Consider the following 20,897-nt stretch of genomic DNA (forward strand, 5'->3'; position numbering starts at 1 on the left):
ACGGCGGAGTACTTCGTCCCGACCGTCAGGCTGACGGTCTTGCCCGCGCCGACCTTGCCCCGGGTGACACCGGTGCCGTCCCGGGTGTCCATGAGCCGCTTGGGCTGCATGCCGGTGAAGACGGAGCCGGTGTCCTTCTTGAAGTAGCCCGCGACGTCGGCGAGGAGGTCGACGGTGCCGGCGCGGTTGTAGAAGGTGACCTTGCCGTCCTTGACGGGCACGACGACCAGGTTCGGGACGGTCTGGCCCGCGACGAAATTGAGGTTCGACGCGGCCGTGCGGGGCGTCCCGTACGGGTAGACCGAGACGAAGCCGGCCGCGGTCGGGTTGGTCGCGGTCACGTTCATGACCACGGCCGTCACGTCCGGCTCGGTGACCGGCAGCGTGACGGTCCCGTTGGCGTCGACCTTGGCCTGGGCGACACCGGTGCCGTTGCGGGTGTCCATCAGCCGCTTCGGCGTGACGGGCTGGTAGTGCGAACCGGCCGTGCCCTCGGCGTAGTAGCCCGCGACGTCGGCGAGCAGGTCGACCGAGCCGGAGTGGTTGTAGAACTCCACCCAGCCGTCGACGACGGGCACGGTGACCAGGTTGGCGCTGGTCTGGCCCGCCTTGAAGTTGAGGTTGGAGGCGGAGGTGCGCCGTGTGTCGTGCGGGTAGGCGGAGACGAAGCCGCCCGAGGTGGTGTTGGTCGCGGTCACGTTCAGTACGACCGCGCTGACCCCCTCGGCGGGCACTCCGGCCGTCCCGGCCACCTTCAGGGCGACCGTCCCGCCGGGACCGACCTTGGCCTTGGGGACGCCGAGGCCGGAGCGGGTGTCCATGAGGCGGCCGGGGGTGACGGGGGTGTAGGTGCCGGGGAGGGTGGTGAGGGAGGTGCCGGTGACGTTGAACGCCCCGGACGCACCGTACGAGCGGCCGACGCCGTCCAGCGGACGGGCGATCAGCTCCCAGCGGTACTGGCCGGATTCGATGCCTCGGCCGAGGCCGTCCTTCCCGTCCCACCGCACGCGGACGGAGGCGCCGGTGCCGCTCGTTCCCGTGAAGGTGCGGACGCCCTCGCCGTTGCCCTTGGCGATGCGCAGCTCCCAGGAGCCCACGGGCCGCGAGAAGCGCCAGACGGGGGACCAGGGACCGTCCGAGGACTCGGCGCCGAGACCCTTGAAGTCGCCTTCCGGGACGGTCCGGTCGAGCGGGGCCAGGTCCTGGCGGGCCAGGTCCACGCGCTTGACGTGGATGTCGTTGGCGGAGTCGATGAACGCGACGCCGCCGCCGAACTTGTCCACGGTCCACGTGACGCCTCGGCTCTTGCCGGAGGAGGCCGCCGGCAGTTCGGCGAAGGCCGACGTGGCGCCGGTGGCGGCGTTCGTCAGCAGGAGCTCGGCCCCCATGTGCCGGACGAGGTAGCCGTCGCCGAGGAGGGCCTCGCCGGTCGGGACCGGCACGCTCTTCTTCAGCGTGAGGTCGTAGACGCCGGCCTTCCCCGCGGGCCCGCAGGCCCAGTAGATCCACCGGTCGAGGGCCTGGAGCTCGGACGGAGCGCAGCCGGAGCCGAGGCTGACGGGGGCGGAGGTGGTCCTGGTGGCGAGGTCGTAGGAGTTGACCTGGCCGACGGCGGCGGCGTTCTTCCAGACCTTGCCGGCCCAGACGGCGGCGGCCCCGTCGACGGTGAGCTCGCGGCCCTGGTGGTCGTCGTTGTCGAGGTTCAGGACCTCGCGCCGGCTGCCGTCCGTGGTGATGACGTAGCGGCCGGCGGCGTCCGCGATCGTGGGCGGCCCGGCCGGGGTGGCCTTGCGGAAGCCGGAGGTGCTGAAGGGCGACATGAGCGCGCCGGTGCCCGGGGCGGGGAGGACCGAGTCCCCGTCGCCGAGCGACTGGAGCCCGATCGGGCCGTACGACAATGCCCCGAGGAGGCGGTGGCGCAGAGTGGCCTTGCTCGCGGAGGGGGTGCCCGTCAGGTCGGTGTCGACGTCGTAGAGCCCCGGGTGGTCGCCTCCCCAGGAGTTGCTGAGGTAGCTCAGCCGCCCGGCGCCGAGCGCCAGGCCGGTGTACGTCGCGGGGACCTCCGGCACCGTGCGTACGGTGGCCGTCGAGAGGGAGCCGTCCTCGCCGAGGGTGACGCGGCGCACGGCCCAGTCGGTGGAGCTGCTGCCGCCGACCGCGTAGACGCCGCCGTCGGGGGCGACGCCCAGCTCGGCCTCCGCACCGGGCAGCAGGACCTCGGCGGTGCCGCCGCCGATGGGCACCGCCACCAGCGCCTCGCCGAGGACGTAGGGCTCCCTTTCGTACCGCGTGTCGCGGCTCGCGACGACCCGGTCCCCGACCACGGCGAACTCCATGGAGACCAGGCCCTCGGCGGGGGGCACGACCTGCGTGGTCACGGGCGCGGCCGAGGGGGTCGCGCGGGGCACCGTGTAGACGGTGCCCGTCCCCCCGGCCCAGCGCAGGACGTGCCCCCCTGAGAGCCGGAAGTGGTCGCGCGAAAAGACGGACCCCACCAGCTCGGTGAGGGTGGCGGTCGCGTAGTCGAGGTAGTAGACCGAGGTCTCGCCCGGCATGATCGCGCCCCGGGAGTCCTGGGCGAGCGGACTCGGATCGACGCCGCCTGCGGGGATGCCGGTCACCGCCCGCTCGACGGGTGCGCCGTTCTCGACCGAGATCAGCGAGAGCGTGGTGGTGATGTCCAGTCCGGGAACGGCCACCACGGTGTCGGCGGTGAACATGTCGGACGGGACGCGGCCGGAGGGGACGGGGACCAGGGTCGTTCCGCCCGTGGCGATGTCCGTGATGTTCATACCGCCCTCGACCGGGACGGCGCGGAGCCCGGAGTGGCTCAGGTCGGTATCGGCGTACGCCACGGGCTTCGTCGCGCCCGTGGCCAGGTCCGTCCAGAGCGTGCCCTTCGTCCCCTCCTGCTGGTGCAGGTAGCCGGTGGTGCCGACCTGGAGGAGCCTGTCGGCGCGCGGCTTGAACCGTCCCGGGTCCGGGACCACGACCTCGTCCGAGGCCGTGGCGGCGGCGTTCGGCGACGCCGCGGCCGGGCCCGTGGCCGTCGCGGCCAGGCCGGCCGTGATGCCGAGGGCGGTCGCGGTGGCAAGCGTTCTGCGCATGCGGACGCGGGCGTGGGTGGATACGGTCACGAGAGATCCCCTCCGAAAGCCTGATCAGGCAGCGGACGGGTGGCCTTCGTCCGCGCGTGCTCCGCGCGGCCCCCTCAAGCGCTTCCCGTCCGAGAGCATGATCGTAACAGGGGCTCCCTCTGCGCCGAAAGGCATTTCGAACGGGTTCAAATGGCCTGAACTGTGCCACTCGTCCGCTTCGTCGCGCTCGCCCCGCACACCCGCTGTGTCGGCTGCTCGTGGAAGGCGACCCGTCAGCGGGACGGGTCGCGGAGGGGGTGTCGCGCCCCGTGGTGGGGGTGAGGGCGATGACGGCGTTGTCGTCGCTGAGCCGGGGTGTCCAGGTCATGACGTCCGGCACCAGGCGGCGGACCAGGGTGTCAGAACCGGCGAGGGGAGGTTCGCCGCTCGCCGGGCCAGCGGGTAGAACCTGCCGTCGGCGTCGCGAGCCTTGGTCAGGCCGTCCGTGTACAGGAGGAGCGTGGCGCCCGGGGGCAGGGGGGCGGGCGTGGGGGCGGGGCGGATTCCCGATCTGGGCGGAGGAGTCGTCGGCGGGCCGGGCGGCGGCTTTGCCCGCGAGCGCTCCGCCATGGGCCTGCGCATCGGAAGGGGCTGCCCGCCGGTCCCCGTTGTCATGGCCGGTGGCGTTCGCGTGGTCTATCCGTGCGCGGTCGCGGGTGCCTTGCTGTGTGCGGTCGACTATGTCCATCGCGCGGGCGGGGTGAACGACGTGCTCGCCTGGACCGTTTTCGTTCAGGCGCCTTGCCGGGCCATGAGGGTGGCGGGCTCGGCGGTGGGTTTCAGGGGTCGGTCGCCGTTGCCGGTTGTGGGGTGGGTTTCTCGAAGCTGCTGTGGGTGTTTTCGCCTCCGCTGCGCCAGGTGGGCTTGCGCTTGGCGTAGATGATCATCGGGGCGATGGTGAAGACGACCGTTCCGGCGGCGACCGTGAGGACGTAGCTGGCCGGGCTGCCGATGGGGAGCTGGCTGGGGGGTACGAACGAGACCACGAACGCGAAGGCGACCGCGAGGAAGCCGGCGCCCGCGAAGGCCCACAGGCCCGGTGTGCCGCCGGGGATGACGAAGCTGCGCGGGAGGTCGGGCCGGGTCTTGCGGAGTCTGATCACCGCCGCGTACATCATCATGTACATGATGATGTAGAGGGTGATCGTCATCGACGAGATCATGAAGAAGACCGTGCTGACGTCCTTGGTGAAGAGGTAGATGGACGAGATCGCGGTGACGATGACGCCCTGGATCAGCAGGATGTTGCGCTGCACCCCCGTCTTGTTCGTCTTCTGCATCAGCGGCGGCAGCATCCCGTCGTGTGCGGTCGCCAGCAGGCCCTTGCTCGGGCCGGAGAGCCAGGCGAGTGCGCCGCCGAGCGCGCCGTAGCCGATGAGCAGGGCGAGGATGTACGTGGGCCACTGGACGCCCATGAGGGTGTCGAAGGCCCGTTGCAGGGTGACGAAGACGCCGGTCTGCTGGTTCATCTCGCTGTACGGGAGGATGCCCGCGACGGCCAGCGAGCCGAGGGTGAAGACGGCGAACGAGATGCCCGCCGCGATGAAGATCGCGCGGGGGAACTGGCGCTTGGGGTCCTGCATCTCCTTGATGTGCACCGCCTGCGACTCGACCCCGGCGAAGTTGAGCAGGATCGCGCCGAGGAAGGCCAGCGAGCCGAGACCGGTCAGGTAGGGCGCCCAGCGCGGACTGTCGTGGCCGTCCTTGACCACGGAGACGGCCGAGTTGTCCGCGGTCTCCCAGCCCAGCGGGTGGCCCGCGGCCCACCACCACACGAACAGGGCGAGGAGGATCACGCCGGGCAGGGCGGTGCCCAGGAGGAAGCCCGCGCGGGTGACCTTGGCCAGCAGGCTCGTGCCGGTGAGGGCGATGAGGGTGGCAACCCAGTAGATGCCGATGCAGAACAGGCCGGTGTAGACGTTGTTCGAGGCCAGCTTGCTGTCGTTGAAGGTGTACGCCACACCGGCGGCGGCGAACGAGAGGCCGGTGGGGTACCAGACGACGTTCTGGATCCACTGGAGCCAGATGGCCAGGAAGCCCCAGCGCTGCCCGAACGCCTCGCCGACCCAGGTGTAGACACCGCCGGTACGGTTCGCGAACGCGCCGCCCAGCTCGGCCGCCACCAGTCCGGCGGGGATCAGGAAGAGCAGGGTGGCGAAGCCGATGTAGAAGAACATGGTGAGTTCTTCCTCGGCCATCGACGGCAGGCCGCGCAGGCTCGTGACCACGCTCGCGGCGGTCATCAGGCCGAGGGTGCTCGCGGTCAGTCCGGCGACGCGCTTCGCTCCGCCGCGAGAGCCCGATGGTGAGCCGGAGCCTGATGCCGCGCCTGCGGGCTGCGTTCCGGCGGCCATCAGTGGTGGAAGCCGGGCTGCTCGGCCACGTGGTCCCGGGCCGTCGACAGGCGCCCGATCGCGGTACGGATGTCGTCGACCAGCAGCGAGATCTTGTCGTAGCCCGTGCCGTGCCGGATCAGGACCCGCTGGATCACCGTCTGGTCGCGGTGGGAGGGCAGCGGGTAGGCCGGGACCTGCCAGCCGCGCCCTCGCAGCTGGTCCGTGAGGTCGTACAGCGTGAACGGGGAGTTCTCCGGGTCGGCGAGCTTCCACGACACCGCCGGCAGCGCGCCCTCGCCGTCGTACAGGACCTCGAAGGGCCCCATGTCGCCGATCTCCTTGGCGAGTGCCTGCGCGGTCTTGGCGCAGGCTTCGTACACATGGCGGTAGCCCTCGCGGCCGAGCCGCAGCAGGTTGTAGTACTGCGCGACGATCTCGCCGCCGGGGCGGGAGAAGTTCAGGGCGAAGGTCGGCATGTCGCCGCCCAGGTAGGACACCCGGAAGACCAGGCCCTCGGGCAGCAGGTCCGGCGTGCGCCACACCACCCAGCCGACCCCGAGCGGTGCCATGCCGTACTTGTGGCCGGACGCGTTGATCGAGGCCACGCGCGGGAGCTGGAAGTCCCAGACGAGGTCGGGCTGCAGGAAGGGGGCGATGAAGCCGCCGGACGCGGCGTCCACGTGGACCGGGATGTCCCAGCCCTTCTCGGCCTGGATGCGGTCCAGTTCGGCGCAGATCTCCGCGATCGGCTCGTACGCGCAGGTGTAGGTAACGCCGAGGATGCCGACGACGCCGATGGTGTTCTCGTCGACGTAGTCCTTCAGCTGGTGGGCGCGCATGCCGATCGCGTCCGCCTCCAGCGGGACCTGGCGCAGCTCGACGTCGAAGTAGCGGGCGAACTTCTCCCAGCAGACCTGGACCGGTCCGGCGACGATGTTGGGCTTGTCGGCGGGTTCGCCGGCGGCCTGGCGGCTCTCGCGCCAGCGCCACTTCAGGGCCAGGCCGCCCAGCATCGCGGCCTCGCTCGACCCGGTCGTGGAACAGCCCATGGCGGTCTCGCCGTCCGGCGAGTTCCACAGGTCGGCGAGGATGTGCACGCAGCGGTTCTCGATCGCGGCGGTCTGCGGGTACTCGTCCTTGTCGATCATGTTCTTGTTGAGGCACTCGTCCATGAGCTCGTGCACCTCGGGCTCGGACCAGGTCGTGCAGAAGGTCGCGAGGTTCTGCGAGGCGTTGCCGTCCAGTGCCAGCTCGTCGAAGATCAGCTGCCGTACCGCGGTCGGCTGCGAGGTGGAGTCCGGCATCCGGTACTTCGGAAGGGTCACCTGGCTGATCGGCAAGGCGTACACGTCCTCGCCTCCGCCATCGCCTGGGACGTGGTCGGCTTTGTGCAGTGCCATGGCGTTCCTCGGAGGAAGGGCCGGCGGCGGCGCCGCCGGACGGTACCGCCATCGTCGGCCGGACCGGTCCGGCGCGCGTGCCGGGCGTCCGGGGCGCCCGGCCAACGAGTGACCGGGCTGGGCCACCCGCAGCAATCGGCGTGGCGATTCGCGCCGCCACTTGGGCGGGGCGGGGCACGGGCGAACGGGCCGGTCCGGAGGCGCGTTCGTTCGCGCCGGGGCGTCGCACCCCTTCGACCTGCCGTGCGGCCCCGGAGGGTTTTCTACGCGGGGGTAGATTAGGTCTGCCTAAGGAATGCGTGCCGGTGCGGCGGAAGGTTGGGGAAAGCATGTCGGGCAGAGGCCAGGAGCAGCGGCGGCCGCACGGGGAGCTGGTCGCGGATGTGCTGGCGGTGCTGTGGGAGTCGGGGCGGCCGATGACGGCGCACGAGGTGAACGCCGCCCTCGGTACGGGGCTGGCGCGGACGACGATGGCCACGATCCTGACCCGTCTGCACGAGAAGGGCACCCTGCGCCGGGTGCCGGCCGGGCGGGGCTTCGCGTACGAGCCGGTGGAGGACGCGGCGGGGCTCGTGGCCGGGCGGATGCGGCGGGAGCTGGAGAGCGAGCCACAGCGTGATCTGGTGCTGAGGCGCTTCGTGTCGTCGCTGTCCGAGGACGACGAGGAGACGCTGCGCCGCCTGCTGCTGGAGGCGGAGGGCGGTCCGGCGTGACGCTGGTGCTGGTTCTGGTGCTGCTGGTCCTCCTCCTTCCGTGGGGCGGGGCGGCGGTCGCCAGGCGGTGCGCCGCGCTGCTGCCGCCGCGCTGGGCGTGCTGGGTGCTGACCGGTGCGGCGGTGCTGTTGGCCGGCGGTACGGTCGCGGTGCTGGTGGGGCTGTTCCACGTACCGTTCCTCGCGTCTTTGGAGCGGCTGCCGCTGCGGCGGGTGCTGGAGGTGTGGCCGGCGGCCGTTCCGTTCGCCGGTGCGGCGGGGGTGACGCTCCTGGTGCAGTCGGTGCTGCTGGTGCGGCGGTGGCTCACGCATCGTTCCTTGCTAAGGCGGGCCTGGGAGGCCGCGGCGGACGGAACCGGGGACGGCGATGTGCTGGTGGTCCCGGGCTCCGACGTCGACGCGTTCGCGCTGCCCGGGTACCGGGGGCGGCGCGGCCGGGTCGTCGTGACGTCCGGGATGGTGCGCGTCCTGAAGGAGGGCGAGCGGGAGGTCCTGCTGGCCCATGAGCGGGCTCATCTGGCGGGGCGGCACCACCTGCTGTCCGCCGTCGTCGATCTGGCCGCCGTGGTGCACCCCGCCCTGCGGAGTCTGCGTGCGGCGCTGGTCTTCCATCTGGAGCGGTGGGCGGACGAGGCCGCCGCGTCGGTCGTGGGTGACCGGCGGGTCGCCGCGGCCGCCATCGCCCGGGCGGCGCTCGCCGGTGCGTCCCGGGGGCGTGCGGACGGGTACCCGTTGCTGTCGGCCGCGAGCGGTCCGGTGCCGCAGCGGGTGCGGGCCCTGCTGTCGCCCGCACCGGCGCCGCCGCGTGGAGGTGCGCGGCGCGCGGGGGTGCTGGGGATGGCGGGGACGGTCGCCGCGGTGGCGTTCGGTTCGCTCGCCCTGGCGTACGCGCTGCACGAGTACGTGGAGTACGCGGCGGGCCGGCTGCTCGGGGTCCCGTCCGGCTGCTCGGGCCTGTGGAGCGTGATGGAGTCGCTGTTCGGCGGGTAGGCGGTACGGGCGGGCCGGCTCTCCTCGGGGTCAGGTCGCCGTGGCGGTGGCCGGGCGGGATCTCGTGGCGGCGAGGGCGGTGTCGTAGCGGCGCAGCAGGAGCAGGGCTGTGGCGGCGAGGCCGGTGAGGAGGCCGAGCCAGATGCCGAGGGTGCCGAGGTCGAGGGCGTAGGCGAAGAGGGCGGTGGCGGGCAGGCCGACGGCCCAGTAGCCGATGAGGGTGATGCGGAAGCCGCTCCTGGTGTCGTCGAGGCCCCGGAGGAGTCCGATGCCGATGTTCTGGGTGCAGTCGAAGAACTGCAGGACCGCGGTGACGATCAGGAGGTGGGTGGCGATCGTGAGGGCCCCGTCGGATCCCGTGTCGAGGAAGGGTGCCAGGACGATGCGCGGGAGGGTGAGGTAGACGGTGCCGACGAGGGTCATGATGGCTCCGGCGCAGGCCAGGGCGGTGTTCTTGATGCGGCGGGCGGCGTCGTGGTCGCCCAGGGCGAGTTCGCGGCTGACGTTGATGGACGCGGCGTGGGACAGGCCGACGGCGACCTGGAAGACGATGTAGACGAGCTGGTTGACCGCGGTGTGGGCGGCGAGCGCGTCGGGTCCGAAGGAGCCGGCCATGAGGGCGGTGACGGAGAAGAAGCCCGCTTCGGATCCGTAGGTGGCGGCGATGGGGACGCCGAGGCCGATCAGACGCCTGACGGTGGCTGTGTCGGCGCGGGGGTCGAGGCTGAGATGGGGGGCGAGTGCGGGGTCCTTCTTCGCGGCGAGGTACAGGGCGAGGAAGGACAGCAGGTAGACGGTGGAGGTGGCGATGCCGACGCCGGTCAGGCCGAGGCGCGGCAAACCGAAGGTCCCGTGGATGAGGACCCAGTTGATGGCCGCGTTGACGGCGATGGAGGCGAGGGTGATCCGCAACAGGGCCTGGGGGCGGCGCATTCCCACGGTGAACTGGCGGATGACCTGGAACCACAGGCAGGGCAGCAGGCCGGGCGCGAGGGCGTAGATCATCGTCCGGGTGAGGCCGACGACGGCGGCGTCCTGTCCGAGCCAGGTCAGCAGGTGCCCGATGGCGATCATGACGAGGGCGCCGACGAGGCCGGCGAGGGTGGCGACAGCGAGGCCGGCGCGGACGATGCCGCGGATCTCCTCGCGCGGTGCGGCCTGGTCCGATCCGCCCGTGTCGTCCTTGTCGTCCTTCTCCGCGCGGGCCGCCGCCGCGGCGATCTGGTTGCCGACGGAGGTGACGAGTCCGACGCCCATGGTGCGGATCTGGTTGAAGAGGACGATGGCGAGGCCGCCGGCGGCGAGTTCGGTGGTGCCGAGCAGGCCCATCATGATCGTGTCGGTGGTGGTGAGCGCGACCTGGGCGAGCTGGGTGAGGGCGAGCGGGACGGCGAGGACGGCCAGGGCGCGGCTGTCGCGGACGAGGGTGGCGAGCTGCTGCATCGGGTGTCAGTTCCTGCGGAGTTTGGTGAGGGCCTCCTCGGCCTCGGCCTCGACGGCCGGGTCGAGCAGGGCGCGGGCGGTCATCCAGTCGTCGTCGAAGACGGTGTCCAGGTACTTTTCGCCGCCGTCGTTGATGAAGGCGACCATCACGCTATCGGGGGCGAGGTGGGGCAGTCGGGCCAGGGCCTCGTGTACGACGCCGCCGGCGGAGCCGCCGATGAGCAGGCCGCAGTGGCGGGCGACGGCCCGGGCGGTGGCGAACGCCTCGATATCGCCGACCTTGGCGCCCTCGTCGATGAGGTCGTAGTCGACGAGGAGCCCGATGGTGGCGCCTTCGGGGGTGCCGGTGCCGGACTGGTAGTAGTCGTGGGCGGGCGGGCCGAAGGCGATGGAGCCCTTGGGTTCGACGCCGATCACCGTCAGGCCGGGGACGGTCCGCTTCAGTTCGCGGGCGGTGCCGCACAGGCCGCCGCCGGTGCCGACGGCGCCGATGAGGACGTCGACGCGGTGGTCGAGGGCCTGCGCTATCTCGCGGCCGACCTCGTGGTAGCCGACGGCGTTGCTGGGGTTGTTGTGCTGCTCGGTGAAGTAGGTGTTGTCCTTGCCGCGGGCCATGGACTCGGCGAGTTCCTCGCGCGCGGCGGTGTGGAGTTCGTCCCCGTCGGCGTCGGCGGCGTCCACGTGGACGAGTTCGGTGCCCATGGCCTTCATGCCGCGGAGTTTGTCGGCGGCGGCGTGGTTGTCGACGACGGCGGTGAAGCGGTAGCCGCGTTCGGCGGCGATGACGGCGAGGCCGAGGCCGGTGTTGCCGGAGGTGGACTCGATGATGTGGCCGCCGTCGCGCAGGTCGCCGCGGTGTTCGGCGTCGTCGATCATCTGGCGGGCCATGCGGATCTTGGCGCTGCCGGTGGGGTTGAACATCTCCAGCTTGAGCAGGAGGCGGGCGCCGTTGTCGGTGCGGGCGAGTTCGAAGAGCGGGGTGCGGCCGATGAGGTCGGTGACGCGGGTGACCACGGGCGGGCGGGTGAGGGCGTCGGTCATGGCGGGCGGCTCCGGGGTGGGGGTGAGGGGGGTCAGCGGTCGAGGCGCCAGCGGGGCCGGGGGGTGTCGTCGGGGTGGTCGATGACGACCTTCGGCGGCAGCGGCAGTTCGTGGAAGGGCGACTCGTTGGAGTCCATCTGGTAGCCGGCGGTGTTCGGGTAGACGATCAGGTCGCCGACGCGCGGGCGTACGGGGAAGGTGATCTTGCGCCAGGTCAGCAGGTCGGAGTCCAGGCAGCTGGCCCCGCCGACGCAGGCCCGGTAGGGCTCGGGGGCGGCGGGCCTGGCGGACGCGCGGGCGGGGACGGGGACGGGGGCATGGGCGGGGATCAGCTGCGGGTCGGGGAGGTACTCGCTGGCGAACCACTGCTCGGACAGGCTCAGGCTGGTGCCGTCGACGGTGACGATGCCGTACCCCTCGCGGTCCTTGACCCCCTGGACGGTGAAGACAGAGGAGCCCGCCCGGTCCAGGAGCGCGCGCCCGGGTTCGATCAGCAGCGTCACCCCGGCCTGCCGCAGGAGCTCGGCGAGGCTCGCGTGCCGGCCGGCCGGGCGGCCGGACAGGACGGCGGCCAGGGCGTCGGCGCCGGCGACGGGTGAGTGGTAGGGGTAGAAGTCGTTCTTCGTGAAGGTCTTTCCCCCGTGGTAGTCGCCGGGGTTCTGGCGGTCGAGGAAGTCCGTCCAGGGGCCCGCGGGGACGTAGTCGACGGCGAAGCCGCCGCCGATGCTGATCCGGTCGGCGCGCAGCCCCCGGGCACGGGCCTTGACGCAGCGTTCGACCAACTCCCCCGCGAGGTCGGTGCGCTGCTGGGGGTCGTAGCCCGACAGGTGGAAGGAGAAGCCTTCCATGCGGATCCGGTCGCCGGCCTCGGCGCAGTCGCGGAGGGCGGCCTCCAGGTCCTCCTCGTCGAGGCCGAAGCGGCTGTCGGGCTGGGACGGGGGGTGGACGCGCAGCAGTACGCGGGGTGGCCGGGTCCGGGGCGGGGTGAGGACGCGGTCGAGTTCGTCGAGGGCGTCGACGGCGATGAGCGCGCCCTGCCGGGCGGCGACGCGCAGCAGTTCGGGGCTCTTGGACGGGCCGGTGACGACGAGGTCCTCGCCGCGGACTCCCTGGCCGAGGGCGGCGCGGAGTTCGCCGAGGGAGGCGACGTCGACTCCCGCGCCGAGGGCGGCGCAGCGTTCGGTGAACACGCCCGCCTTGTTGGCCTTCTTGGCGTAGTAGACGCGGCCTCGCACTCCGGCGTCGGCGAGGGCGGCGTGGAAGGCGGCCAGGTTGGCGTCGAAGCGGTGCGGCAGCAGGTAGTGGAAGGGCCCGCCGAGGCCGTGGGCGAGTTCGGTGAGCAGGCCGCCGGAGTGGAGGCGGTCGGCGAGGGGGTCGGGGTGGACCGGCAGGGTCAGCGCCACAGGGCCACCTCGGTTCCGAGGCGCTGCTCGGCGGCGAGCTGGGCGAAGCGGTGGCCGAGGGCTATGTCGGTGACGACGAGGCCGCTGTTGTACGCGAAGATCCGCTGCCCGGGTGCGGTGCGGGCCCGGGCGGCGCCGGAGAGGGCGGCGGGGAGTTCCAGGTCGACGGGCGGGAAGCCGCCCTCGGGGTCGGCCATGTCGGTGCCGGTGACGCGCATCTGGGCTTCGCTGGTGGCGATGACCCGGTCGGCCCGGTGGAGGGTGGAGGGCGCGAGGCCGTGGCCGACGAGGATCGCGGTGGCGCCGGGCTTGAGCGCGTCGGCCTCGACGGCGGCGGGCGTGTGGGGGCCGGCGGTGGCGACGATGACGTCGGCGTCGCGGGCGGCGCGGCCGAGGTCGGTGACGAGTTCGATGTCCCGGTCGGGGAAGTGGCGGGCGAGTTCGGCGCGGACGGCGGCTATGCCGTCGGGATGGGTGCCGGACAGCAGCAGCCGGTCCAGGTGCGGCAGGGTGGTGACGAGGAAGGGCAGGGCGAGGCGGCCCTGGGTGCCGGTGCCGATCACGAGCGCGGTGGTGGCGCCGGGGGCGGCGCACTCGCGGGCCAGCAGGGCGGAGACCGCCGGGGTGCGCAGGGAGCCGACGCGGGCGCAGTCCATCAGGGCGACCGGCAGGCCGGTGACGTCGTCGTAGAGGGTGAGGGTCGTGTAGTAGTGCTGCTTGTCGCGGCTCTCGTGCAGGCCGTGCTTGTAGGAGGTCTTGATGGCGACGACCTCGCGGGCGCCGTCGCGGCCGAGCATGGCGTAGGAGACGGAGTGGCCGTCGGCGGGCTTGACGGTGAGCTTGCGCGGGTTGTCGGAGCGGCCCGCGGCGAGGGTGCGGTACGCCTGTTCGACGGTGTCGACGACGTCGGCGAGGCCGATGTCCAGGCCGGCGATGTCGGAGGCGGACAGTACGCGCAGGGTGGTGTCGTCCCGGTCCATGCGGGAGTCCTTTCGAGGGGCTGGGGCAGCGGGGAGCGGGTGCGGGTCAGGCGGTCCAGGCGGTGAGCGCGGCCTGGCCGTAGCCGTGCTCGTCGTGCTCGGCCGGCGGGCGGGTGGGGCGTCCTTCGACGCGGACGGAGGCGCGCTTGAGCCAGCGGTCGGTGCCGTCGTAGCGGGCCTGGAACGGCACCCGGCCGTGGACGACGACGTCGTTGTCGACGACCAGGACGTCGCCGGGGCGCAGGCTCACCGCGACGGACACGCGGGCCAGTTCGTCCTCCAGCCGCCCGTACGCCGCCCGCCATGCCTCGTCGGCCTCGTCGTACGGGGTGTAGGCGGGGTCGAAGCGCATGGTCAGGCCCTCGCCGCCGTCGAAGAGGGTGGGCACGGGCGCGGGGCGGCCGGCGAACCGGCGCGCCTGCTCGTAGGCGTCGTCGGGCAGGATCGGCACCACGCGGCGCTTGAGCTGTGCGATGTCCTCGTCCGCGAGCCGGGTGCGGCGGATGCTGGCGGCGGTGGTGGCGATGGCGTCGTGGTTGCGCATGCAGGCGAGGAGCAGCAGGTGGGCGCGCCCGGGGTGGAAGGCGTCCTCGGTGTGCGGGGTGAGGAGCACGTCGCTGGAGGCGCCGGTCTGCTCGTTCTCGTGTCCGGGCGAGGGCACGATGTTGTGGACGAAGCGGCCGTCCTGCTGGCCGTCCCAGGCGATCGGAGTGCCCATCAGGGCCGAGACGAGCAGCAGGACGACGTCCCACAGCGCGCCGGAGCCGGCGGCGGTCGACCAGTGCGCGGGTGTGGGGCCGAGTTCGGTGTCGTCGGGGCGCAGGCCGCGCAGGACGAACAGGCCGTCGGCGGTGTCGACCGGGCGCAGGGCCGTGCCGAGGGCTTCGGCGAGCCGGGCGCGGGTGCCGGGGAGGGCCGCCAGCAGTTCGGGGGAGGTCGCCGAGCCGTGTTCGGCCAGGAGTCGGGCCGCGGCGGCGGTCAACTCGGCGGCGGTGGCGGGGTCGAGAGGGCGCACGGGGGCAGGGCAGGTGGGCACGGTGGCACCTTCCGGAGCGGGGCGGAGCCGAGCGCGGGCGTGCGGCGGTGCCGCACCGGCTCGAAAGCGGCGGGAGGAGGCGGGGAGTGGTCACGGCAGAGCGGCTCGGAGCGCTGCCGGACACCAGGAACGTAGCCCCACCACTTAAGTTAGGCAACCCTAACCCGACAGGTGGACTACATCAACGTAGTCGAATTTCGGTCACGGTCGAGACATCGGACGATCCGTCACATCCCTTACCGACCAGCGGTTTTGTCGGCACATCATGCCGGGCGGGTGACCTCGCGGGGAGTGGGACGCGGTTGCGCAGGATGGCCGAGTTCGGTTAGGTAAGCCTAAGCAAACCCGAGATTGAGTGTGAGAGAAGGACCTGACGTGGGCGTCACCAGACGACAGCTGCTGTGGGCCGGAACCGGCATCGGAGCGGCGGGACTTGTCGCCGCCTGCGGCGGCGGCCAGGACTCCGCGGGCTCCGCGTCTCCCGGTGCCGCCGGGGACAAGCCCCGCTCCGGGGGCACGCTTCGGGTCGGCGCGCTGGGGCGGGCGAGTGCCACCACCCGCGACCCGCACGGCACTCAGGCCAACGAGAGCGACTATCTCGTGCTCGCCCTGGTCTTCGACACGCTGACCGTCCCCGGGGCGACCTCCAACACGGCGCCGCGGCTGGCCGCTTCGTGGCAGTCGTCGCCGGACCTCAAGACCTGGAAGTTCACGATCGCGAAGAACGCGGTCTTCCACGACGGCACCCCCGTGACCGCCGAGGACGTCGTGTGGTCCCTCCGGCGGCTGCGCGGCACTCCCTCCGGCGCGGCCCGGCTGCCCGGCATCCAGGCCGAGAACATCAGCGCCGAGGGCACCGATACCGTCGTGCTGCTCTCCGACTACGCCAACGCCGAGTTCCCGCTGCTGACCCGGTTCGCCACCTTCGTGATGAAGAAGGGCACCAAGGACTCCGAGCTGGACAAGGCGCCCGGCACGGGACCGTTCAAGCTCGACTGGTTCCGCGGCGGCAACGCCCGTCTCGTGCGCAACGACCGGTGGCACGGCGGGGCCGTGCACCTCGACGCGATCGAGGTGACCATGTTCGAGACACCCCAGGCCATGGCCAACGCCCTGCTCGCCGGCCAGATCGACCTCGCCTCCAACGCCGGAGCGGTGGCCGCCCGCACCGCCGGGACCCGCAAGGACATCCAGATCCTGCGCCGCCCCGACGACATGGCGATGCCGATCGTCATGCGCACCGCCAAGGGCAGCCCCTTCGCCGACGTACGGGTACGCGAGGCGATGCGCCTGGTCGTCGACCGCGACGCGATGGTCAAGCAGGTCCTGTCCGGCTACGGCACCGTCGCCAACGACATCCTCGGCACCGGCGACCCGGCCTACGCCACGGGCATCCCCCAGCGCACCCGCGACCTGGCCAAGGCCCGGCGCCTGCTCGCCGACGCCGGGTTCGACCTGGGCCGGACGTACGAGCTGGTCACCACCGAGGACATCGCCGGGCTCGCCGACTCCGCGACGCTCTTCGCGAACCAGGCCCGCGAGGCGGGGATCAAGATCAAGGTGGTCAAGCAGGAGTCCGGCGCGTTCTGGGAGAAGACCTGGAAGACCGGCGACTTCTACACCACGTACTGGGGCACCAACGACTCGGTCGTCTTCTTCGCCTCCAAGACCATGGTCGGCGAGGCCGGGCAGAACGAGGCCGGCTGGCAGGACCCCGGTTTCGACGCCGCCTACCGCGAGGTCATCGGCACCGCCGACCCCGCCCGGCGCGCCGCGTCGCTGAAGGAGCTCCAGCGGATCGAGTACGACCGCTCCGGCTACCTGCTCTGGGGCATGGCCGACGGCATCGACCTGGCGGCGGCCAAGGTACGGAACCTGCCGAAGCTGGCCGGCTACGGGCGCGTCCAGCTCGAAGGCGTGTGGCTGCGTTGAGCCGGAAGGCCGGGACCGGCGCGGGGGCGGCCCCGGCGCCGGTGGCCGCCCCCTCCCCCTCCCCCGCCGACGGGGCGGTCGCCGTCCCGCGGCGACGCGGCCGTACCGTACTGGCCGTCGGGGGCGCCGTCGCACGCCGGGCGCTGATGCTGGCGGTGCTGCTCGCCGTGGTGTTCGCCGCCGTCGAGGTCCTGCCCGGCGACGCGGCGACCGCGTCGGCCGAGCGCGGGGAGAGCGCCGCGGACCTGGCCGAGCGCAGGCGGCTGCTGGGCCTGGACCGGCCGGTGTGGGAGCGGTTCGGCGACTGGATGGCCGCGCTGCCCACCGGCGACCTCGGCACCTCCGCCCGGGGGCAGCGGGTCACGGAGCTGCTCGCCGACCCGCTGCCCAACACGCTGGTCCTCGCGCTGACCGCGTTCGGGATCACCACGGTCCTGGCCCTGCTGCTGGGCTGCTGGGCGGCGAGCCGGCCGGGCGGAGCGGCCGACCGGGTCGTCTCCCACGCCTCCACCGCCGCGTTCGCGGTCCCCGAGTTCGTCGTCTCGGCCGCCCTGCTGCTCGTCCTGTCGCTGTGGACGGGCTGGCTCCCGGCCGTCACCGTCACCGGCGGCGACGGCCGGCCCGCGACCTGGACCATGCTGATCATGCCGGTCCTCGCCCTCGTCATCCCGCAGACCGGCTGGAACACCCGGGTCGTGCGCGGCGCCCTCGCCGACCAGGCCGCCGCTCCGCACGTGGCGGCCGCCCACCTCGACGGGCTGCCCCTGCGGCAGGTCCTGCTCCGCCATCAGCTCCCGGGCGCGGTACCCGCGATCGCCACCGGCATCGCCACCTCCACAGGGCTGCTGTTCGGCGGGGCGGTCGTGGTGGAGACCCTGTTCAACTACCCCGGCATCGGCACCGTCCTCGCCGGCGCGGTCGCCGCACGCGACACCCCGCTGATCGCCGGGGTGGTCGTCTGCACCGGCGCCGTCATCAGCCTCGTCCTCCTGGCGGCCGACCTCGTCCGCCACGCCACCCTGGGAGCCCGCGCATGACCGCCGCCCCGCCCGCGGCCGTACGCCGCCCCTCGCGCCGCGCGAGGACCCTCGCGCTGGTGGCGCTGGCGGCCCTCCCGCTGCTGGTGTCGCTCGCCGGGCCGCTCCTCGCCCCCCACTCCCTCGACACCCCGGTCACCGCCCCGTTCGCCGCGCCCGGCGGCGGCGCCCCGCTGGGCGGGGACCAACTGGGCCGCGACGTCCTCAGCCGCGTGCTGCACGGCGGCACCCGCCTGATCCTCGGCGCGCTCCTCGTCGCCGTCGTCACCACCGCCACCGCCGCGCTCGTCGGATGCGTCGCGGTGCTGCGGCCGGCGCTGGGCCGGCTGGTCGAGCGCTGCGCGGACGTCGCGATCCTCCTCCCGTCCCTGCTGGGCATCATGCTGATCGCCCTGGCCTGGCCCGGCGGCGGCCGGTGGGCCGTGATCGTCGCGGCCATCGCCCTCGGGGTGCCGTACGCGGTCCGGATCGTGGCCGCCGCCGCGGCCCCGTCGGCCTCCGCCGGGTACGTCGAAGCGGCCCTCGCCCGCGGCGAGTCCACCCCGTACATCGCCCTGCGCGAGATCCTGCCCAACCTCCGCGCCACCGTCCTCACCCTGTTCGGGCTCCGGTTCGTCGAAGCCGTCTACGTGATCTCCATGGCCGGATTCCTCCAGATCGGCCCCCAGCCCCCCGCCTCCGACTGGTCGTTGATGGTCCGCGAGAACGCCTCCGGCATCCTCCTCAATCCCTGGGCCGTGATCGCGCCCAGCACCGCCATCGCCCTGCTGGCCGTCACCGTCAGCCTGGTCACCCACTCCCTGTCCCCCGACAGCCCAGCGAAGGCGGTGACCCGCTCATGAGCGGCCCCACCCCGGCCTCCCCCGGCGACCGACATCCCGTCATCACCCTCACCGGCCTGGAGATACGCCTCCCCCACGGACCCGTCCTGCTCCCCGCCACCAGCGCGCGGATACCCGCCGGCCGGGTCACCGCCCTCATGGGCGCCTCCGGATCGGGCAAGACGACCTTGCTACGCGCCCTCGTCGGGCACCTCCCCCTCGGCGCCGCCGTCACCGGCGGCACCCTGGACGTCCTCGGCCACGTCCCGCACGAGCTGCCCGCGGACGCGTTGCGCGCCTTGCGCCGGGGCGCCGTCGCCTACGTCGGGCAGGACCCCGGATCCGCGCTCAACCCCCGAATGTCCGTGCGCCGTCTGGTGGCCGAGCTCAGCCCCCGGCCGACCGAGGACGGGGTCGCCGCCTTGCTGGCCGAATGCCGCCTCCCGGCCGGCGGCGGCCTCCTGGACCGGCGCCCCGGCGCCCTCTCGGGCGGCCAGCAGCGCCGCGTCGCGCTCGCCCGCGCGCTCGCCCGCGGCCCGGAGATCCTCCTCCTCGACGAACCGACCGCCGGGCTGGACGCCACCCTGCGCGACGAGATCGGGCGGCTGCTCCGCGACCTGGCCCTCGGCCGGGACCTGGCCGTCGTCGTCGCCACCCACGACCCCCGCCTCGCCGAGGCGTACGCCGACGGCGTCGTCCGTCTCACCGCCCCGGGCGCCCGGCCGCCCCTCAGCCCCACGACGGCGAGCGCGCCCCGTACCCGTACCGCCGCCGAGTCGCCCCCCGCGCACGCCGGGAGACCCGAACCGGCCGCCCGAGGGACGCTCGCGGTCGTGGGGGTGGACGCCTTCGCGCCCGCCGGCCGGGGGCGGCGCATCCTCCTCACCGGTGCGTCGCTCACCGCGCGGCCCGGCTCCTCCTGCGCCGTCGTCGGCCCGTCGGGCTCGGGCAAGACCACGCTGCTGAGGGTCCTGGCCGGCCTCCACCCTGCGCACACCGGGCGGCTCACCCTCGACGGCGTCCCCCTGGCCCCCGGCACCCGGCGCCGCACACGGGACCAGCGGCGCCGCATCCAGCTCGTGCCGCAGAACCCCCTCGACACGCTCAACCCCCTCCGTACGGTGGCCCAGCAGCTCACCCGTCCCCTGGTCCTGCACGCCGATCTGCCGAAGCGGGCGCGGGCGGGCCGGGTCGCCGAGCTCCTCGACCAGGTCGGTCTCCCCGCCGACTTCGCCGACCGCTACCCGGGCGAGCTGTCCGGCGGCCAGCGCCAACGCGTCTCCATCGCCCGCGCCCTCGCCTGCGACCCCGACGTCCTGCTCTGCGACGAGGTCACCTCGGCCCTCGACGCCGACACCGCGACCGGCGTCATGGACCTGCTGACGCGGCTGCGCGACGAACGCGGCATGACCCTGGTGACGGTCTCCCACCAGCAGCACCTCGTCGCCCGCTACGCCGACGTCGTCCATGTCCTCGACGGCGGCAGGATCACGGGCAGCGGGCCCTCGGACCGCCTGGTGCCCGCGTAGCACCGCCCGCCGCCGCCCCGGCGTTAAGGACCGCCCCGCGCCCACCCGTCCGCTACTCGGAGGCGTCGTCGCCGGTGGGGGCGGCCCGGCGGACCAGCCGGAAACTCCGGTCCGCCGGGGGCTTCCGGCCCGGCCGGCGCGGCCGGTACGCGCTGGGCACGTAGCCGACGCGCCGCGATGTCCTCAGTGCTCGCGCGGCGGCGACGAGGGCCTGGAGCGCCGCAGACGCACGGTGCAGGGCGCGGAAGCGCTGCGGCCGGAAGCCCGCCAGCCGGACGGCCTCGCTGTCGGTGCTGCCGTTGCCCAGGGCGACCAGCAGGACCCTGAGCATCGCGGGCGTGTGCTGCTCCCCCGCGCGGACTCCGTGCGCGGCGGCGAGGGCACGGGCCGCGCACAGGGCGGTCGCGAACGCGGGGTCCCGGTCGGTCCATTCCTCCAGGACGTGCGGGGGTACGCCGGCCCAGACGGCCGCGGCCGCCGGGCCGAGGCCCTGGGCGGTGGCCTGGAGCACGCCGCCCATCCGCGCCAGCGTGACGTCCCGCTCGTCGGGCGGGCCGCCCAGCGCGTCCTGCAGGATCCGCTCGACTGCACCACCGTCCCTGAGCCATTCCGCCGCCCGCCGCGCGTCCGGCGGGGTGTCGGCCGGCCTCGGCTCGGGCTCGTTCGGCTCGTACACCGCTGCTGCTCCCTCGACGTACGTGGCACTGTCCGGTCCGTACCGCCGCGGCCACGGTGGGTTCGGGAGCCACGGCACGCCGCTCAGCCGGCTCCCGAACCCACCGAGCCCGTTCCGAAGGGGAGGCGGTCGGTGGTACGGCGTTCCCGGCCGCCTACTTCACGACGGCGGCGGCGAGCTTGGAGAGCGGCTCGGCGAGCGCGTTGACGCCGTCCGAGAGCTCCTTGCGCTGCTCCTTGCCGACCTTCTCGTACGAGGTGAAGACGTAGCTCGTCTTGTCCGCGCGGTACTTGTCGAGGAGCGTGTTGAGGGCGGCGAACTGCTTGTCGAGCTCGGCGACGAGCCGGGGGTCGTTCTTCGAGGCGACCGGCTTCAGCAGCTCGAAGGACTTCTGGGCGCCCTCGACGTTGGCCTTGAAGTCGAC

General features: G+C 73.2%; 16 protein-coding genes and 1 pseudogene. 6 read left to right on the plus strand and 11 right to left on the minus strand.

The window, feature by feature from the left end; all coding sequences use genetic code 11:
• From AB0C99_RS36975 to AB0C99_RS36990, 4 genes and pseudogenes are all read right to left on the minus strand, one after another.
• Nucleotides 1-3,137: hypothetical protein (locus AB0C99_RS36975; protein WP_362484473.1), on the minus strand; the 3,137-nt coding region annotated here is incomplete at its 3' end.
• 384 nt (nucleotides 3,138-3,521) lie between these two features.
• A pseudogene (locus AB0C99_RS36980) lies at nucleotides 3,522-3,752 on the minus strand (SpoIIE family protein phosphatase); the annotation flags it as partial.
• Between the two features lie 164 nt (nucleotides 3,753-3,916).
• The gene (locus AB0C99_RS36985; protein ID WP_362484474.1) at nucleotides 3,917-5,380 is read right to left on the minus strand and encodes an amino acid permease; all 1,464 of its coding nucleotides are present in this window, start codon (nucleotides 5,378-5,380) and stop codon (nucleotides 3,917-3,919) included.
• A gap of 110 nt (nucleotides 5,381-5,490) precedes the next feature.
• Nucleotides 5,491-6,873 (minus strand): glutamate decarboxylase, encoded by a 1,383-nt coding sequence (locus tag AB0C99_RS36990; protein WP_362484475.1) that lies wholly within the window; start codon nucleotides 6,871-6,873, stop codon nucleotides 5,491-5,493.
• A 329-nt stretch (nucleotides 6,874-7,202) separates the two neighbouring features.
• Between AB0C99_RS36990 and AB0C99_RS36995 the strand changes: the two genes are divergently transcribed.
• The gene (locus tag AB0C99_RS36995; RefSeq protein ID WP_362484477.1) at nucleotides 7,203-7,586 is read left to right on the plus strand and encodes a BlaI/MecI/CopY family transcriptional regulator; all 384 of its coding nucleotides are present in this window, start codon (nucleotides 7,203-7,205) and stop codon (nucleotides 7,584-7,586) included.
• Nucleotides 7,583-8,575: a M56 family metallopeptidase gene (locus tag AB0C99_RS37000; protein WP_362484479.1), complete on the plus strand. Its 993-nt coding sequence runs from the start codon at nucleotides 7,583-7,585 to the stop codon at nucleotides 8,573-8,575. Before AB0C99_RS36995 ends, AB0C99_RS37000 begins: the two co-directional genes overlap by 4 nt.
• A 30-nt stretch (nucleotides 8,576-8,605) precedes the next feature.
• Here AB0C99_RS37000 and AB0C99_RS37005 read toward each other — a convergent pair whose 3' ends face one another.
• Genes AB0C99_RS37005 through AB0C99_RS37025 form a run of 5 tightly spaced genes read right to left on the minus strand, consistent with a single transcriptional unit; the run spans nucleotide 8,606 to nucleotide 14,457 of the window.
• A complete protein-coding gene (locus AB0C99_RS37005) occupies nucleotides 8,606-10,018 on the minus strand; it encodes an MATE family efflux transporter (RefSeq protein WP_362484481.1) in 1,413 nt (470 codons plus the stop codon).
• Nucleotides 10,019-10,024: 6 nt separating this feature from the next.
• On the minus strand, nucleotides 10,025-11,059 hold the full coding sequence (locus AB0C99_RS37010; RefSeq protein ID WP_362484482.1) for a cysteine synthase family protein: 1,035 nt from the start codon (nucleotides 11,057-11,059) through the stop codon (nucleotides 10,025-10,027).
• A gap of 32 nt (nucleotides 11,060-11,091) precedes the next feature.
• Nucleotides 11,092-12,462 (minus strand): Y4yA family PLP-dependent enzyme, encoded by a 1,371-nt coding sequence (locus AB0C99_RS37015; RefSeq protein ID WP_362484484.1) that lies wholly within the window; start codon nucleotides 12,460-12,462, stop codon nucleotides 11,092-11,094.
• Nucleotides 12,453-13,442: an ornithine cyclodeaminase family protein gene (locus AB0C99_RS37020; protein ID WP_362484486.1), complete on the minus strand. Its 990-nt coding sequence runs from the start codon at nucleotides 13,440-13,442 to the stop codon at nucleotides 12,453-12,455. The genes AB0C99_RS37015 and AB0C99_RS37020 overlap by 10 nt, the downstream gene beginning before the upstream one ends.
• Nucleotides 13,443-13,488: 46 nt before the next feature.
• Nucleotides 13,489-14,457, minus strand: a complete 969-nt coding sequence (locus AB0C99_RS37025) for a TauD/TfdA family dioxygenase (protein ID WP_362484488.1) — start codon at nucleotides 14,455-14,457, stop codon at nucleotides 13,489-13,491.
• 396 nt (nucleotides 14,458-14,853) lie between these two features.
• On the opposite strand from AB0C99_RS37025, the gene AB0C99_RS37030 reads away from it, so the two are divergent.
• The 4 genes from AB0C99_RS37030 (at nucleotide 14,854) to AB0C99_RS37045 (ending at nucleotide 19,797) form a co-directional block, all read left to right on the plus strand.
• Complete coding sequence (locus AB0C99_RS37030) at nucleotides 14,854-16,410, plus strand: ABC transporter substrate-binding protein (protein ID WP_362484490.1); 1,557 nt, start codon at nucleotides 14,854-14,856, stop codon at nucleotides 16,408-16,410.
• A gap of 146 nt (nucleotides 16,411-16,556) precedes the next feature.
• Nucleotides 16,557-17,447: an ABC transporter permease gene (locus AB0C99_RS37035; protein ID WP_362484500.1), complete on the plus strand. Its 891-nt coding sequence runs from the start codon at nucleotides 16,557-16,559 to the stop codon at nucleotides 17,445-17,447.
• A complete protein-coding gene (locus AB0C99_RS37040; protein WP_362484492.1) occupies nucleotides 17,444-18,289 on the plus strand; it encodes an ABC transporter permease subunit in 846 nt (281 codons plus the stop codon). Before AB0C99_RS37035 ends, AB0C99_RS37040 begins: the two co-directional genes overlap by 4 nt.
• Complete coding sequence (locus tag AB0C99_RS37045; RefSeq protein ID WP_362484494.1) at nucleotides 18,286-19,797, plus strand: ATP-binding cassette domain-containing protein; 1,512 nt, start codon at nucleotides 18,286-18,288, stop codon at nucleotides 19,795-19,797. The genes AB0C99_RS37040 and AB0C99_RS37045 overlap by 4 nt, the downstream gene beginning before the upstream one ends.
• A 52-nt stretch (nucleotides 19,798-19,849) precedes the next feature.
• Here AB0C99_RS37045 and AB0C99_RS37050 read toward each other — a convergent pair whose 3' ends face one another.
• Both AB0C99_RS37050 and AB0C99_RS37055 read right to left on the minus strand, forming a co-directional pair.
• The gene (locus AB0C99_RS37050; RefSeq protein ID WP_362484496.1) at nucleotides 19,850-20,473 is read right to left on the minus strand and encodes a hypothetical protein; all 624 of its coding nucleotides are present in this window, start codon (nucleotides 20,471-20,473) and stop codon (nucleotides 19,850-19,852) included.
• A 154-nt stretch (nucleotides 20,474-20,627) separates the two neighbouring features.
• Nucleotides 20,628-20,897, minus strand: a 270-nt coding sequence (locus AB0C99_RS37055) for an EfeM/EfeO family lipoprotein (RefSeq protein ID WP_362484498.1), incomplete at its 5' end; no start/stop codon positions are given.

It is taken from the genome of Streptomyces sp. NPDC048659 (genome assembly GCF_040650575.1).
Classification (GTDB): domain Bacteria; phylum Actinomycetota; class Actinomycetes; order Streptomycetales; family Streptomycetaceae; genus Streptomyces.